This is a genomic window from Bradyrhizobium cytisi (assembly GCF_008123515.1).
Classification (GTDB): domain Bacteria; phylum Pseudomonadota; class Alphaproteobacteria; order Rhizobiales; family Xanthobacteraceae; genus Bradyrhizobium; species Bradyrhizobium cytisi.
In genome coordinates, this window is sequence record NZ_VSSR01000011.1 from 104,046 (window position 1) to 119,857 (window position 15,812).

At 63.4% G+C, this 15,812-nt stretch carries 14 protein-coding genes; 3 read left to right on the top strand and 11 right to left on the bottom strand.

All coding sequences use genetic code 11. The features are described 5' to 3' along the window. Positions 1-21: 21 nt before the first annotated feature. The 6 genes from FXB38_RS05920 to FXB38_RS05950 form a co-directional block, all read right to left on the bottom strand. A complete protein-coding gene (locus tag FXB38_RS05920; RefSeq protein WP_148749979.1) occupies positions 22-2,316 on the bottom strand; it encodes an MHYT domain-containing protein in 2,295 nt (764 codons plus the stop codon). A gap of 334 nt (positions 2,317-2,650) precedes the next feature. Next, the gene (locus FXB38_RS05925) at positions 2,651-3,673 is read right to left on the bottom strand and encodes an LLM class flavin-dependent oxidoreductase (protein ID WP_148749827.1); all 1,023 of its coding nucleotides are present in this window, start codon (positions 3,671-3,673) and stop codon (positions 2,651-2,653) included. Positions 3,674-4,126: 453 nt separating this feature from the next. Continuing rightward, a complete protein-coding gene (locus FXB38_RS05935; protein ID WP_430640156.1) occupies positions 4,127-4,828 on the bottom strand; it encodes a class I SAM-dependent methyltransferase in 702 nt (233 codons plus the stop codon). A gap of 8 nt (positions 4,829-4,836) precedes the next feature. Next, a complete protein-coding gene (locus tag FXB38_RS05940) occupies positions 4,837-5,295 on the bottom strand; it encodes an Rrf2 family transcriptional regulator (protein WP_148749830.1) in 459 nt (152 codons plus the stop codon). A gap of 222 nt (positions 5,296-5,517) precedes the next feature. Continuing rightward, positions 5,518-6,531: a methyltransferase gene (locus tag FXB38_RS05945; RefSeq protein WP_148749831.1), complete on the bottom strand. Its 1,014-nt coding sequence runs from the start codon at positions 6,529-6,531 to the stop codon at positions 5,518-5,520. 8 nt (positions 6,532-6,539) lie between these two features. After that, positions 6,540-7,505: a Bug family tripartite tricarboxylate transporter substrate binding protein gene (locus FXB38_RS05950; protein WP_187434687.1), complete on the bottom strand. Its 966-nt coding sequence runs from the start codon at positions 7,503-7,505 to the stop codon at positions 6,540-6,542. Positions 7,506-7,634: 129 nt separating this feature from the next. On the opposite strand from FXB38_RS05950, the gene FXB38_RS05955 reads away from it, so the two are divergent. Then, complete coding sequence (locus FXB38_RS05955) at positions 7,635-8,576, top strand: LysR family transcriptional regulator (protein WP_187434688.1); 942 nt, start codon at positions 7,635-7,637, stop codon at positions 8,574-8,576. A gap of 344 nt (positions 8,577-8,920) precedes the next feature. On the opposite strand, the gene FXB38_RS05960 is transcribed toward FXB38_RS05955, so the two are convergent. Beyond that, on the bottom strand, positions 8,921-10,942 hold the full coding sequence (locus FXB38_RS05960) for a YgiQ family radical SAM protein (RefSeq protein WP_148749834.1): 2,022 nt from the start codon (positions 10,940-10,942) through the stop codon (positions 8,921-8,923). Between the two features lie 126 nt (positions 10,943-11,068). Here FXB38_RS05960 and FXB38_RS05965 point away from each other — a divergent pair, with 126 nt between their 5' ends. Further along, on the top strand, positions 11,069-11,269 hold the full coding sequence (locus FXB38_RS05965; RefSeq protein ID WP_148749835.1) for a hypothetical protein: 201 nt from the start codon (positions 11,069-11,071) through the stop codon (positions 11,267-11,269). 6 nt (positions 11,270-11,275) lie between these two features. On the opposite strand, the gene FXB38_RS05970 is transcribed toward FXB38_RS05965, so the two are convergent. Together FXB38_RS05970 and FXB38_RS05975 are read right to left on the bottom strand one after the other, a co-directional pair. Beyond that, the gene (locus tag FXB38_RS05970; protein ID WP_148749836.1) at positions 11,276-11,941 is read right to left on the bottom strand and encodes a GntR family transcriptional regulator; all 666 of its coding nucleotides are present in this window, start codon (positions 11,939-11,941) and stop codon (positions 11,276-11,278) included. A gap of 8 nt (positions 11,942-11,949) precedes the next feature. Then, a complete protein-coding gene (locus FXB38_RS05975; RefSeq protein WP_148749837.1) occupies positions 11,950-13,362 on the bottom strand; it encodes an FAD-binding oxidoreductase in 1,413 nt (470 codons plus the stop codon). 178 nt (positions 13,363-13,540) lie between these two features. Between FXB38_RS05975 and FXB38_RS05980 the strand changes: the two genes are divergently transcribed. Next, positions 13,541-14,425 (top strand): dihydrodipicolinate synthase family protein, encoded by an 885-nt coding sequence (locus FXB38_RS05980; RefSeq protein WP_148749838.1) that lies wholly within the window; start codon positions 13,541-13,543, stop codon positions 14,423-14,425. 109 nt (positions 14,426-14,534) lie between these two features. Here FXB38_RS05980 and FXB38_RS05985 read toward each other — a convergent pair whose 3' ends face one another. Beyond that, complete coding sequence (locus FXB38_RS05985; RefSeq protein WP_148749839.1) at positions 14,535-14,816, bottom strand: hypothetical protein; 282 nt, start codon at positions 14,814-14,816, stop codon at positions 14,535-14,537. A 41-nt stretch (positions 14,817-14,857) separates the two neighbouring features. Next, positions 14,858-15,559 (bottom strand): hypothetical protein, encoded by a 702-nt coding sequence (locus FXB38_RS05990; RefSeq protein ID WP_148749840.1) that lies wholly within the window; start codon positions 15,557-15,559, stop codon positions 14,858-14,860. Between the last annotated feature and the right edge of the window lie 253 nt (positions 15,560-15,812).

Consider the following 15,812-nt stretch of genomic DNA (forward strand, 5'->3'; position numbering starts at 1 on the left):
GCGCCACTCATCATCAGGCATTCACGCGCTCTTCGGCCGAAACGCGACGATAGATCCGCTTGGCTCTTCCTGGCGCATCGCCGCCTCGACGGCCTTCGCAAGCGCGGCCTGGTCGAAAGGCTTTGACAAGCGCGGCAGGCTGGATCGCGTGTCGCTGGGAAGGTCCACGTATCCCGAGCTGAGGAGGATGACCGTCCCGGGGCGCTCCGCAGCGACCGCGCTTGCAAGCTGCAGTCCGGTCATGCCCGGCATGGCATAGTCGGTCACGACCAGGTCGATAGTACGCGTGCGGCGGAGCAAATCCAGCGCCTCCTCGCCCGAGCGCGCCGCGAGCACCGTGTGCCCGAGATCCTCCAGCATCACGGCCGTGTTCTCGAGCACCAGGAGGTCGTCGTCGACGACCAGCACGGCGAGCTGCCGGCTGGCCCGAGGCACGGGTGCCGGAGCCTCCGCGCGCAAGTCCGGCACCGCCATCTCTTCGGCTATCGGCAGCCAGATGTCGGCTGTCGTGCCCTCGCCAGGACGGCTCTTCAATACGAGCCTGCCGCCGGACTGCTCGGCAAGGCCGTGGACCATTGACAGACCGAGCCCGGTGCCTTTGCCGACGCCCTTGGTCGTGAAGAACGGCTCCTGAGCGTGCTTGAGGGTGTCATCGTCCATGCCGCAGCCCGTGTCGCTCACCGAGAGCGCAACATAGCCGCGCGTCGCAAGGCCGCCATCGTCCTGCTCCTCGCGGGCAGCGATGGTGATCAGGCCACCGTCCGGCATCGCATCACGCGCGTTGACCGCCAGGTTGAGGACAGCCAGCTCGAGCTGGTTCGCGTCGACCTTTACCTTCGGCAGGTCCATCGGGAACAGCGTCTCGACACGAATTCCGGCCTCGAATTTCAACAGCGACGCCATGCCGTGCACGAGGTCGCGGACATCGACGACCGCCGGCCTGAGATCCTGCTTGCGCGCGAAAGCAAGCATGCGCTGGGTCAGGGAGGCGCCCCGCTGCGCGCCCTGCATCGCGTTGTCCACCAGGCGCTGGATCTTCGGATCGCCCGACGGCAGGCGCTTCTTCAAAAGCTCGAGGCTGCCGAGAACGGCCGCGAGCAGGTTGTTGAAATCGTGGGCCACGCCGCCGGTCAACTGGCCGATGGTCTCCATCTTCTGCGACATCATCAATGCTTCGCGCGCCCGATCCAGCGCCTCCTGCGCCCGCCTCCTTTCGCTGACGTCGCGCACGATATTGGCAAAGCCGGCGATTGCGCCGCTTTCGTTCCGCACCGCGACGATCGTTGCCTCCGCCCAGAAGCGGCTGCTGTCCTTGCGCACACGCCAGCCTTCGATTGCGGACTTCCCCTCCCGCTCGGCTTCAACGAGCGCGCGTGCGGGCGCCCCGGTCGCACAGTCTTCCTCGGTATGAAAGATCGTGTAGCTCGTTCCGACGATGTCATCGCGATAGCCCATCAGCCGGCGCGCGCCGAGATTCCAGTTGCCGACGCGCCCATCCGGATCGAGCATGAAGATCGCATGGTCGGCGATACCCTCCACGAGCAGCCGAAAGCGTTCTTCGCTGCGCCTCAGTGCGTCGGCCTCGCGTTGGGCGCGCTCCGCGGATGCCCTGTCATAGACGGCGGCGGCGATCCCGATGCTCAGGATCACAATGGTGATGCCGGCGAGCAGGAACCCGAGCGGCGCCTGACCGACGCCGAGATGTCCTGCCTGCCCTGCCATCGGGATCATCGGCAGGAACATGGCGCCTTCCATCGCGGCATAGTGCATGCCGGAGATCGCAAGGCCCATCACCAATCCCGCGAACAGCCGTTGGACTGCGCTGGTGTTGCGAAAGGCGAGCCAGAGCGCCACGACCGAGGCGCTGATCGCGATCACGATCGAGAGCACGACCCACAGGAGATCGTACGCCATCAAGGCCGCCATTCGCATTGCGGCCATGCCGGTATAATGCATACCGGCGATACCAAGGCCCATCGCGAAGCCCGATGCGAGAAGTGCCTGCGGGCGTCGTCCGACAACGGCGAAGGCGGCAGCGGCGACGACAATAGGAATGACAAGCGAGAGGAGGGTCAGGAATGGATCGTATGAGACCTCGATTCCGGGCAGGTTGAAGGCCAGCATGCCGACAAAATGCATCGACCAGATGCCGCCGCCCATGGCAATCGCGGCGGCTACGAGCCAGGATCGGCGAGCCCTCCCCGAAGCAGCGCGCATCCGGGTCGCCAGGTCCAGCGCGGTATAGGAAGCGAGTGCCGCGATCAAGATCGAAAGCGCGACCAGAACGGGATCGTGAAAAGTCGTATGGTGATGCATTTCGGCTGACGCTAGCCGAACTTGCATTCGCGTTCGCGGTCCCGCAAATTGTCCTCCCCCGACGACGCCGAAATCATCCTCGGCACCAGGAATGTTCCCGCCAGACATGACCGCGCCGATGATGGCTGCGATATCCGCACGCTTCATCAGTCGAGAATCAGTCGAGAAGACTACCGGCCTGCAGCCTGCACCGTAAAGATGGAACAAGTCGACTGGTTCCCGCACGAGGTGCATGACGGGCGGCCGCCCGTCACACGCCGCATGACAGTGCCACGGCAAGCCGGGAACTTGCGCTCAGTCTGCCTGATCTGACCAAGGCAATGCGTCGCGCGCCTCACCGCCACCCCAGCGCCGGCGCGACATGCTTCAAGATCGCCTCGATCGCATGCGCGCAATAGTCGACCCCGAGCTGGTTCGGGATCGTCAGCAGCAGCGTATCGGCCTCGGCAATGGCTTCGTCCTGGCGCAACTGCTCGATCAGCACGTCGGGCTCGGCGGCATAAGAGCGTCCGAAGATCGCGCGCGTTCGCGGGTCGATGAAACCGATCTGGTCCTCGCCGCCGCGCTCGGAGCCGAAATAGGCGCGGTCGCGATCGTCCATCAGCGCAAAAATGCTGCGGCTGACGGAGACGCGGGGCTCGCGGCTGTGGCCGGCTTCCTTCCACGCCGCGCGATAGCTACGGATCTGCGCGGCCTGCTGCACGTGAAACGGCTCGCCGGTCTCGTCGTTCTTGAGCGTCGAGCTCTGCAGATTCATGCCAAGCTTGGCGGCCCAAACGGCGGTGGCGTTCGAGCCGGCGCCCCACCAGATGCGTTCGCGCAGGCCTTCCGAATGCGGCTCGAGGCGCAGCAGCCCCGGCGGGTTTGGAAACATCGGTTGCGGATTGGGTTTCGCAAAACCCTTGCCGCGCAGGATATCGAGAAAGACCTCCGCGTGGCGCCGGCCCATGTCGGCGTCGCTCTCGCCCTCGGCCGGCTGGTAGCCGAAATAGCGCCAGCCGTCGATCACCTGCTCGGGCGAGCCGCGGCTGATGCCGAGCTGAAGCCGTCCGCCGGCGATGAGATCGGCGGAGCCCGCATCCTCCGCCATGTAGAGCGGGTTCTCGTAGCGCATGTCGATCACGGCTGTGCCGATCTCGATTGTGCTGGTCCTGGCGCCGACGGCCGCAAGCAGCGGAAAGGGCGAGGCAAGCTGGCGCGCGAAGTGATGCACGCGGAAATACGCGCCGTCCAGGCCGAGCTGTTCAGCCGCCACCGCAAGCTCGATCGATTGCAGCAGCGTGTCGCCAGCCGAGCGGGTCTGCGATTGCGGCGAGGGCGTCCAGTGTCCGAAGGAGAGAAATCCGAGTTTTTTCATGGGCGTCATTTAACGATGACAGGGACGGCGTCAACCGCCGGCGCGGGCGGTGGGGTATGCGATGGGCCGGTGCAACCGCCGCATTCCAGTCCGGAAGGATGGCGATGCCGAGATGCTGAATCGTCGCCTCCTGCATCGCATCGGCATCGTCGACCTTACGCCGCTGGTGTTCTTTTCCAGCGGGTATCATCCCGGGCCGGGGGGTGCCGATGGAGCGGTGAGGGCAGGGCTATCGCATATAGGAGAGCCTCCCCTGCGGCCATCCTTCGAGACGCCCGCCGTTGGCGGGCCCTCAGGATGAGGACCCGTGTGCGGTAGCAGTTTCAACGGGCACCGATGCCGCTTAGCCTCATCCTGAGGAGACCGCGAAGCGGTCGTCTCGAAGGACGAGGCGCGCACTCAGGTCGTGCAAAATGCCATATGCGATTGCCCTGTCGGTAATGCCTGCACGCCTCAGGCGTAGGCCACCCAGCCGCGGAACGTGAAGCCGGTATAGAACAGCGTCGGGTCGGAGAAGCCGGCATTGCGCAAGATCATCTCGTCCTGCTCTGGCGCAAGAATGCTCAACTGCCCGTCAACTGCCTTTCGGGCGGCGGCCGCCTTCTCGGGTTCGACTCCGGATGCGGCGAGAAAGGAGGAATATCGCGAAAGCCACAGCGGCCGCTCATTGTCGTCGCCGGGGATGCTGAAATGGGCCGCGACGAATGGCGCGCCAGGCTTGAGGCGGCGGCGGATTTCGGACGCTATTCGCAGCCGTTCGCCGACATCGACGAAATGCAGGGTCAGCAGGCAAGTCGCGCCATCGAACGGCCCAGCTGGCGCATCGTCGATATAGCCTTGATGCAGATGCGCGCGCGACGCGAGCGGGCCCAGCGTCTGCTTCGCGAGATCCAGCATCGCAGCGGACGGGTCCACGCCATCAAAGGTCCAGCGCGGCTGCGCTTGCGCAAAAGCATTCAGCTCCAGGCCGCCGCCAGCACCAAGAACGAGCATCCGCGCATCTTTATGCGCACGCTCGGCCAGAAGGATCGCCGCCATGGACAGCATGGAATTGTATCCGGGAACGAACCGCGGCGGTCCTTCCGTATATTTCGCCACCATTTGCGGATCGGAGAACGCGTTTTGAATGTCGGTCATGACGTTGTCCTGCTGCATTGAGTTCATCACGCGTGATGCGCGCTCATGCTGTGAAGCTTTCGGGACCCGAGACGCTTGCGCAGGTCGTCGCTCAGCATGGCCAGTGTCACCTCGCCAAAACGCGACAGCAGCAGCGCCTCTGCATCGTCAAATGCCTGATCGAGGGCGGCATTGACGGCCTGCTCGATGAGGCAGCCGGGCGCCTCCGTCCGGTTGCCCATGGCGAAAAGCGAGGGACTGCCGAGCGCGGTGTAGACATCGCGCAGCGTCACCTTCGAAAGCTCGCAAGCAAGCGTCCAGCCGCCGCCGTGGCCCTTCTCGGAGCGGACATAGCCGAGGTCCCGCAGCCCCGCCATGATGCGGCGGATCACCACCGGATTGGTGTTCATGGCCTTTGCCAGCGTCTCGGACGTGAAGGGGCCAGGCTGCTGCGCCATGTGGAGCAGGACGTGGAGTACGCCAGATAGACGGCTGTCGCGTTTCATGTAACTTTGTATGTTACATGATGGAGGCGAGGTCAAGCGATTGCGGTGCCTGTACGTGGGTCACTAGATCTCGGCGGCGGTCGCGTCGCGCATACGCGGATTGATCGACAGTGCGAGAGCTTGCTAAGGCCGATGATGTCATCGAATAGCACGCCCCACTCGTTGCGGCGTGTTTGTCCGCCTCTGGCGCATCGCCGCATAGCCGCGGCCGGCTTCCAGGTCTCAACAAAGCCGCGACTCGGTCAGATTAAAGCGGCCTGCGCGGAGAACCGCGATGGGACGGAAGCCACTCTCGGTCAGGAGCCGATAATATTCCCTTTCGGTCCGTTCCCGTCCACCTGGACCGCGTAGCATGTTTAAATCGCTCATCGCGCACGACCTACCCGCGTCATCGGTACCGGGCAATTCGGGCATCGCACGTTCGACTAATAGCAGTCTGCCTTTTTGGGGAAGCGCTTTGCGGCAGTTTCCCAAAATGATGCGGCTGCGCTCATCATCCCAGTCGTGAATAATGCTTTTCAAGATGATCGCATCGGCCACTGCAGGCACCGCGTGAAAGAAATCGCCTGCAACAAAGTCGACGCGGTCGGAGATTCCGAGGTGCCCGAAGTGCTGGTTGGCGGCGTCGGCGCACCTCGGCAGATCGAAAACCGTTCCTCTGATGGTTGAATATGCCCTCGCCACCGCGCCCATGAGTTGCCCGGAGCCGCCTCCGACATCCATCAAGTGGGAGATCGTGCCAAGGTCGTAGGCCTGCAGTAGATCGTGCGTGACCAGCCGTGTCAGGTCCGTCATGGCTTCATTGAATACCCGCACATGCTCTGGCGAGCGCGCCATCAGGTCGAAATTGTCGTCGACGTCCTGAAGTTGGGAAGCCGTCTTGCCCGACATGATCGAATCCAGAAGACCATCCCACCTCCTGGTCAGCATGGAGCCTTCAAAAATGACCCAGTTCTTGAATGATCGTCCCGCAGCACCGTCGAGTCCCGCCCCCAGCTCGGTTAGCAAGTAGCGGCCTTCACCGACGCGAGAGCAGATGCCGACGGTCGAGAGAGCGACGAGCAAGCGGGCAAGTGCGTCCCGATCCGTGTGGGTTCGGCTCGCAAGTTCGTCGACCGTTCGCGGTCCGTCGCGCAGCAACTCGGCGAGCCCCAGCCGGGCAGCGACATAGATCACTGCCGTCACGCGGTGCGATTGAACAAGATCCAACAACTTTTCGCGGGGATCGGTGGTCATGTGCCGCTCTAGCCTTCGATCGGGAATCCTGACGCCTTGACGATCGGTCCCCAGCGTTCGAACTCGGCGCGCTGGATATGTTCAAGTTCGTCCGATGTCGTTCCTGTTGGCTCGCACCCCATGGCATGAATCTTTGCGCGCATTTCGGGATCGCTCCCGATTGCAATGATCTCCTTTCCCAGGCGCTCAACGAACTGACGCGAGGAATGGGCAGGCGCATAGAATGCGAACCACCCGGCCGCGTCGATATCGATCCCGCTCTGCTTCAGAGTTGCGGTCTGGGGCAGGAAGGAAGATCGCGCAGCGGCTGCGGTGGCGATGATGCGTATGCCACCGCCCCCATGTTGCTCCAGGAGTTCGGAAAGAAACGCCATATACATCGGGACCCGGCCGGCCAGCACATCCGGGAGGGCAGCAGGCGTACCCCTATAGGGCGTGTGGCGCAGGTTTAGGCCTGTGATCCGGCCAAACTCGCCGCAGATGAAATGAGGTGCTGTACCTGCTCCCGGCGAGCCGTACACAGCCTGTTCGGGATTGGCCTTCATCCAGTCGATGAGTTCGTGCACCGAATGGATGGGCAGCTTCCCGCTGACCGCCAGAGCCAGATCGACCGTCATCACCTGCGAAAGTGGCACAAAGTCGCGCTCTGCATCATATCCCAGGCTCCTGAAGAGATGCGGCTGAAGCGTGAATTGCGAAGCGGAAGCAAACAGCACTGCCTCCTCTCCCGGTGCTGCATTCTTGACCGCCTGAGCGCCGATACGCCCGCCAGCGCCAGCAAGGTTCTCCACAATCGCCACCTTGCCGAGCCTGGTCTGAAGCTGCTCGGCAAACAGCCGCGCGATCGAATCTCCCGACCCACCAGGCGCGAATGGAAACACGATCTTCAGCGGCTGGTCGGCAGCAATAACGGGTAGCGGAAGAGCCAGAGCCGAAAACCCGGCCAGTATGGCGCGACGCGAGTAAAGCTGCATGGCGTTCTCCATGTGCTTGGGACAGCAATGCGATAATCCGGCCGGCTTTCCATCTCGCTATTCTGAAGCAACAACGCTATAACCCGAAATTGCATTTTCCTATCGGGCTATAACGTGAGGTGAATGCCCATGCAGTGGCACGACCGCATCGGCCGACGCCTACGCCTCAAGGATCTGCATACGCTGCAGACCGTCGCAGAGGTCGGCAGCATGGCCAAGGCGTCTCGCCGTCTCGGGTTGTCGCAGCCGGCGATCTCCAAAGCTATCACCGATATGGAGCATTCCGTCGGAGCTGCGCTGCTGGATCGCACTTCGCGCGGAGTTGAACTCACTGAGTGCGGTCGCCTTCTTGTCGATCGCACGCGCGTCGTTTTCGACGAAATAAAGCTAGGTGTTACCGACATTGTGCAAAGGTCAGATCCGGCGCAAGGGCTCGTTGCGATCGGTACGACCGAGCCGGTCACCGCCATCGTTACAGAAATTATCGGACATCTCGTCCGCAGATATCCAGGCATCAGGTATCATATCACGATAGGTGATCGGGATGCGCTGGAGCATGCTCTGCGTCAGAGAATGCTTGATCTGGCCATAACGCGCTGGGCGCCGTTGCCGGTCGCCGATGATTTGTCCGCGGAGGTGCTGTTTAGATCCTCCCTTGCGGTGATGGCGGAGCGACGGCATCCGCTCCTGCGATCGAGGAAGAAGTTGAAGCTCGCAGAACTTATGCAAGAGCAGTGGACGCTCTCGCCGCCCGATTCTTTTTTGGGGCGTACCGGCGTCGAGCTATTTCGGCGACATAACCTGCCGCTTCCGCCAACGACCGTCACCACGATTTCAATCTACATGCGGTTGAATCTGTTGGCGAGCAGCCGGTTTATAACCCTATTGCCCATGCAGATACTCAGAATGCGATCGAGTAGCGCATGGCTGCGCGCGCTGAACGTCGATCTTGGCGATACTTCCGCCCCGATAGCCTCAATCACCTTGAAGGGACGACGGGCCGGAAGTGCTGTCAAATTATTCCAAGAGGCCAGCCGGGAGGTCTGTAAGGCGCTGGTTGGAGTGAGCTGATTGGTCCGAGCGGCCTGTTCATAAGCGGACCTGACGAGTTTATGAGTACGCGTTTATGAGTAGGCGCCCTCGTAGGCAGATGCCTGTCGAGCTGTCGCGTGAGGGAGCGCTTGCCACACGCGCCGATCATGCCATCTTGCGCCTGTTTTGCCCGACGGGTCAAGCGCTTTTCTGTTTTTCGGAAATATCGCGCTCAAACAACAAGCTCAGACGCTATGACGGCTCATCCCGATCGCGTTGCGCTTTAAGCCTTTGATTTCGCTATCCCGGGCTAGCTACTGTGCATGGGGTTGTTTTCGATTTTTGCAGGGGTGCAAGTCACAACGAGCCTGCTCGCGTCCCCGCTACTTCATCACCCGCAGCCCCTTTGTCGTGAACCGCTGCGTCTTGTCACCCGGACGCACCGGCCGCCTCGTGCCGGCGGCCTTGCCGGTGCCCGGAGGCTGGTGCGCAGGCACGAGCTGGTGGGGCTGCGAGCCGATCAGGTCGGCGCGGCCCATCTCCTTCAGCGCCTCGCGCAGCACCGGCCAGTTGTCGGGGTCGTGGTAGCGCAGGAAGGCCTTGTGCAGGCGGCGCTGGCGCAGGCCCTTGATCGCCTCGACCTTGTCGCTGCCGCCGCGGCGCACGCCGCGCAGCGGATTGACGCCGGTGTGGTACATCGCAGTCGCGGTCGCCATCGGCGAGGGCAGGAAGGTCTGCACCTGGTCGGCGCGATAGCGGTTCTTCTTGAGCCAGAGCGCGAGGTTCATCATGTCCTCGTCGGTCGTGCCCGGATGCGCCGCGATGAAATACGGGATCAGGTAATATTTCTTGCCGGCCTGCTCGGCCGCCGCGTCGAACATCCGCTTGAACTTGTCGTAGGCGCCGATGCCCGGCTTCATCATCTTGTCGAGCGGGCCGCGCTCGGTATGTTCGGGCGCGATCTTCAGGTAGCCGCCAACGTGATGGGTGACGAGCTCCTTGATGTACTCCGGGCTCTCGACCGCGAGGTCGTAGCGCACGCCGGAGGCGACCATCACCTTCTTGATGCCCTTGGTCTCGCGCACCTTGCGATAGAGCCGGATCAGGTCGTCGTGCGAGGTGTTGAGGTTCGGGCAGATCTCCGGGAAGACGCAGGACGGCCGCCGGCACGCCGCCTCGACCTTCGGGTCCTTGCACGCCATCCGGTACATGTTGGCGGTGGGGCCGCCGATGTCGGAGATCACGCCGGTGAAGCCCGGCGTCTTGTCGCGGATCTTTTCGATCTCGCGCAGGATAGAACCCTCGGAGCGGTTCTGGATGATGCGGCCCTCGTGCTCGGTGATCGAGCAGAAGGTGCAGCCGCCAAAGCAGCCGCGCATGATCGTCACCGAGAACTTGATCATGTCCCAGGCGGGGATTTTTGCATCGCCATAGGACGGATGCGGCGCGCGCGCGTATGGCAGGTCGTAGACCGCGTCCATCTCCTCTGAGGTCAGCGGGATCGGCGGCGGGTTGAGCCAGAGGTCGCGGTCGCCGTGACGCTGCACCAGCGGCCGCGCATTGCCGGGATTGCTCTCACGATGCAGCACGCGTGAGGCGCGCGCATAGGCTTCCTTATCCTGCTCGACCTGCTCCAGCGCCGGAAGCCGGATCACGGTCGCGCCCTTCTGGCGCGTGGCACCCTCGTCGGCGGAATCGAGATCGTCGGCGTGCAGCTCGGCATAGTCTTGGGGCACGCGACGGAACAGCGCGACGCCCCTGATGTCATCGAGCTCGCGCGGTGCTTCGCCGGCAGCGAGGCGGTTCGCGACTTCGACCACGGCGCGCTCGGCGTTGCCGTAGAGCAGCAGGTCGGCCTTGGCGTCGGCCAGCACCGAGCGGCGCACCTTGTCGGACCAGTAGTCGTAATGCGCGATCCGGCGCAGCGAGGCCTCGATGCCGCCGAGCACGACCGGCACGTCCTTGAACGCCTCGCGGCAGCGCTGGGCGTAGACGATGGTGCAGCGGTCCGGCCGCTTGCCGCCTTCGCCGCCGGCGGTATAGGCGTCGTCGCTGCGCAGCCGGCGGTCCGCGGTGTAGCGGTTCACCATGGAATCCATGTTGCCGCCGGTGACGCCGAAGAACACCTTTGGCTTGCCGAGTGCCTTGAACGGCTCGGCCGATTGCCAGTCCGGCTGCGCGATGATGCCGACGCGAAAGCCTTGCGCCTCCAGCAGCCGGCCGATGATGGCCATGCCAAAGCTCGGATGGTCGACATAGGCATCGCCCGTCACCAGCACGATGTCGCAGGCATCCCAGCCGAGCGCATCCATCTCGGCGCGGCTCATGGGGAGGAACGGCGCCGGCTTGCGCGGGCGCGCCTGCGCCATCAGGGGCTTTTCGGCGGTGATGGTTTGGGTGTCCATGGCGCACAGGCATAGGTTCCGACGGGCACGTGAAAGGTTAAGGTTCCGGGAACCATCTGCCTTCGCGAACATTGTGATGGGGTTTGCGGCGAGCCCGGCTCGCGCGCGCTCGGTCCAGGATCCCGGATGACCACGATATTCGCCTCGGGCGGTGGGGGAGCTGTGAATACAGTCATAGAGAATTTGCTGTCGCGGAAGCAGAAGCTTGTGGAACAGCTCGAGCAGGCGCAGTCGGTCGAGGACCGCGACAAGATTGAGCATCAGCTCGAACAGATCAACACCGCGCTGGATTTTCTGGACAGACCGGAATCGGGAGACGCGCGGTAGGACCGCTCAGTCCACCTTCAGCGCTTTTGCATAGACCACGCCTGAATTGGTGATGTGCGTCGTCATCGCCGCTTCGAAGGAGGCGTGCTCGCCGCGCGCGAACAGATCGAGCAGCTTGCGATGCTCGTCGAAGGAGGAGCGGGTGCGCACGTCGATCGGCGAGGTCAGGTTGGTGCGGAGCGCGGCGACGCGGCTAGATGCGAGCTGGTAGGATTCGGCGAGGTACCGGTTGCCGCAATGCGCGAACAGGCCCTCGTGAAAGCTGGCGTCGGCGCGGCCGTAGGCGATGTTGTCCTTGGCCTCGACCGCCGGCTCCATCGCCGCGATCGCATCGTTCATGGTCGCGATCGCACCATCGCGGTCGTGGCGAAAGGCGAGCTCGGCGGCCCTGGGTTCGAGCGCGATGCGGAAAGTGCAGAGTGCGGCAATGTCCGCCGCGCTCGGCGTGAACACAAAACTGCCGACCTGCGGCCGGATCACCACGAGCCCCTGCGCCTGCAGCTGGCCCATCGCCTCGCGCACCGGCGTGCGGCTGACGCCAAAGGAATTTGCCACCATCTCCTCGGAGATGGCGGCACCGAGCGAAAATTCGCCGTCGATGATCGCCTGCCGCAGCCGCAGCATCACCCGCTGCGACAGCGATTTCGGCGCATCGAGCTTCAGCGCGCGCATGGATGCTCTCAGACGACCTTGCCGGGATTGAGCAGATGATCGGGATCGAGCGCGGCCTTCAACGTCCGCATCAAGGCGATCTCGCCCTCGCTGCGGGCATGCCCAAGCCACTTCTTCTTGAGCGTGCCGATGCCGTGCTCGGCGGAGACGCTGCCGCCCATCTCGCGCACGAGACCATAGATGATCGTGTCCATCTCCTCCTTGGGCTGCTGCTCGACGGGAAGGCCCGTGACCCAGGAGACGAGGTGCAGATTGCCGTCGCCGATATGACCGTAATAGACGCTCTCGCAGCCTTTGATGCCGGTGGCCAAGGCCACCTTGCAGCGCGTGGCGAACTCGTCCATCCGCGCCACCGCAAGGCCGATGTCGTAGGAGATGTGAGGACCCAGCACCTGGCCGAATTCGGCGCAGATGTCGCGCACGCGCCAGAATGCCTGCGTCTGCGCCAGCGATTGCGCCACGGCGGCATCCGCGAGCAGCCCGCGCTCCATCAGCTCTTCGAGCCAGGCCTGGAAGCGTGGCGCATCGACGCTCTCGTCGGTGCCCTGCGCTTCGACCAGCACATAGAGACCCTGGCCGGCGGCGACCGGCGGCTTGACGCCGGCGCGCGTCGTGATCACGTCCCAATAGTCCGGCCACATCACCTCGAACGCCGACAGCAGCGGGCCGAGTCCGCTGCGTGCCGCATCGAGCAGCGCGATCACCGCGGCATAGTCCTTCAATGCGCAGAGCGCGGCCATCGTCGAGCGCGGTTTCGGAAACAGCCGCAGCACCACGCGGGTGATGATCCCGAGCGTGCCTTCCGAGCCGATGAAGAGATGCTTCAGATCGTAGCCGGCATTGTTCTTCATCAGCTTGTTGAGGCTGGTGATGATGGTGCCGTCGGGCAGTACCACCTCGAGACCGAGCACCAGCTCGCGCGTCATGCCGTAGCGGATCACGCGATTGCCGCCGGCATTGGTCGCGAGATTGCCGCCGATCGCGCAGGAGCCGCGCGAGCCGAGATCGAGCGGAAAGAAGAAGCCGGCCTCGTCGGCTGCCTTCTGGATCGTCTCCAGCGGCGTGCCCGATTTCACCGTCATCGTCATCGAGGCGCGATCGATCTCCTCGATGCCGGTCATGCGCTCCAGCGAGATCGCGACCCAGCCCGCTTCGGGTGCGGCGCCGCGGCAGAGCCCGGTCAAGCCGCCCTGCGGCACGAAGGGCAGGCGTGCCTGCCGGCAGGTCATGATCGCATCGGCAACGCCCTGCGCATCGAGCGGCCGGATCACTGCGAGCGGCGTCTGCGGCAGGCTCGCGCTCCAGTCGTTGCAATTGCGCGCGGGCACGTCGCTTCCGGTCAGCACGGCTGCGGCACCGAGCTTGTTACGCAACGCGGCGAGCGATGGCTCGGGATATCCCGCGGAGGTCACCATGTTCATGCGAGACCTCCTCTGGATTTGGCTGCGCCTCACGCGCGCCGCGACGGCGGAAAGGATTTGCGCCTATCTTGTATGTAAGGTACAAGCTAAAAAGTAAAGCAAAAACAAGGCTCGGTAACCCCCCTAAGATCATTGGAAATCCGGGGCTTACTCGGAAGCCGCAACAATGGGTGGTGCTATGACGGAGGCAATTCGCGGGTTCTGGGTGGCGTCGGCGACGCCGCTCGCGACGGACGGCAGCGTGGACTCCGCCAAGCTTGCCGCCCATGCCAAAAAACTCTTCGGCAAGGGCGTCGACGGCGTCGTGCTGTACGGCACCACCGGCGAGGGCACCTCGTTCAATGTCGCCGAACGCATAGCGACCATCGAAGCCGTGCTCAAGGCCGGCGTGCCGGCGGAACGCATCGGCATCGGCGGCGGCTTCCCCGCCATCAGCGACAGCATCGCGCTGACGCGCGCCGTGCTCGGACTTGGTCTGCGCCACGTGCTGTATCTGCCGCCTTACTTCGATCGCAGCGTCACGCCCGAAGGCATCGAGGATGCGTTCGCGGCGATCTTCGACGGTGTCGCCGACGATCGCCTGCGTGCCTATCTCTATCATATTCCGCAGGTCTCAGGCGTCGCGATCCCGACGACGGTCGCGGCGAATTTGCGCAAGCGTTACGGCAAGGTGGTCGCCGGCTTGAAGGACTCCAGCGGCGAATTCAAGCAGTTCCAGGCATTCCGCGCTGCTGCGCCGGAGCTCGCCATCACGGTCGGCAACGAAACCGACATCGCGCGTGCGATCGCCGGCGGCGGCGCCGGCACCATCTGCGGCATGGCCAACATCGCGCCGGAGCTGGTGAAGGCGATGTTCGACGGCAAGAATGTCGTAGCCCGCATGCAGGCCGCGGTCGATATCGTGGTGAAATCGCCATCCTTCCTCACGACGCTGAAGGCCATTCTCGCCGCACAGACCGGCGACGCCGGCTGGTTGCGCGTGCGTCCGCCGCTGCGTGCGTTGTCGGACGGCACCGCGCTCAAGGCGAAGCTGGACGAATTGACCAGCCCCGCGCTCACGTAGCTGCAAAAACCGCACGGCCGATCCATAACATCCGCAGCTTGCGGTCACGCCGCCACGCGGCGCTTGGTTTGTACGTGCGCCCTTGTTGCTGCTTGCGGAGCGACGCCGATCAGGCTGTCCGGGTCGCACGCCGCATCATAAGCGCGCCGGCGGGCGCTGTATCGCCATCGCTCACGACTTTGCAGACGTAGATGTTTTGCTCGCTGCTCCAGTCGCAACGCTCGAGCTCGCCGTTTGGCCCTGAAACATAGATTGGCGAGCTGGGGAGCGCCGCCTTGGCCGTCAGACTCTGGCGGCGGCTCGCTACTTTCTTTGCTTTTTTGACCTTTCGCGCCGTCGTTGCCTTTTTCCCCGTCCTTGCCTTCTTTGCACGCTTTTTGGCCTTTGCCATTGCCTGTTCCTCGATGGTGCGACGTCATTGATGTCCGATTGCTATCGGCCTTTCAGATTGGTTGAGACCGCAAGCCCGACCTGCTTAGCGAAGTGCGCTTCGAGTGCTGGCAGCGCCAATTTCTGACCGCCGTTGGGCCCGAACGTAATCGTCAGATCATGCGTGCGATCGCGACTTGCCGAGAGGAGTGCTCCATTCTGGTTGATCGTCGCCTGGACGAGCGTCCAGGCTGGCGTCAGGTCGCCCGCGGTCGATATGACGAATTTGACCTCGTGAGAAATCGCATTTCGCTCGAGCGGCCCACCGGGGTCGCTGGGGGGCGAGATGTCCTGCGTCGCGACCGGTCCGACCTGCGCCTGTAGCCACTCCCTGAGCTTCAGATCACTTCGAACCAGGGGAGAGGGCGAGTTGCCCATCTGCACGCCGGTCTGGCAATACTTGCGATAGTAGAGGTCATGGATGGTATAGAAAAAGTTCAGCGTGTCGGTCCTAGTCGCGTCGGCCGAGACTGTCGCTCCTCCGGCAAGCGTGAATATCGAATTTGCCGGTGTGGGCGGCAGCCAGACCGCGTTTGGATTGAGGGACGACCTTTCTTCGATGGTCAGCGTGAGGCTGACCTGGACGCCCCAGGTCTCCAGCCACTCCGCATATCGCTTTCCGTGATTCAAACGGGCGAGTTCAAGATCGCGATTTATTACAAACTTGACGGCATTCGCAAATTTCGCAGTGCACGCTGGTGACAATCGACTGGACCATGAGCTGTCCGTCGATCGGCGCGGCTGGAAATTCCTGCAAATCGGGCACTCTCAAGCCGCACCCGCCAAGAAATGCGCCAAGCAAAACCGCGGCTGTGACTCGGATGCCCATGGTCCGATCCCCCCGTTGAAGCGCCCTCCGGAAAACTCGCACGATCCGGATGAACTCCGCAACCAAAGGTAGCTGTGCCGTTGCCGAAAGTTCCTGCGCTGTTGCGCCCAAGCAACGTCTCGATCGATG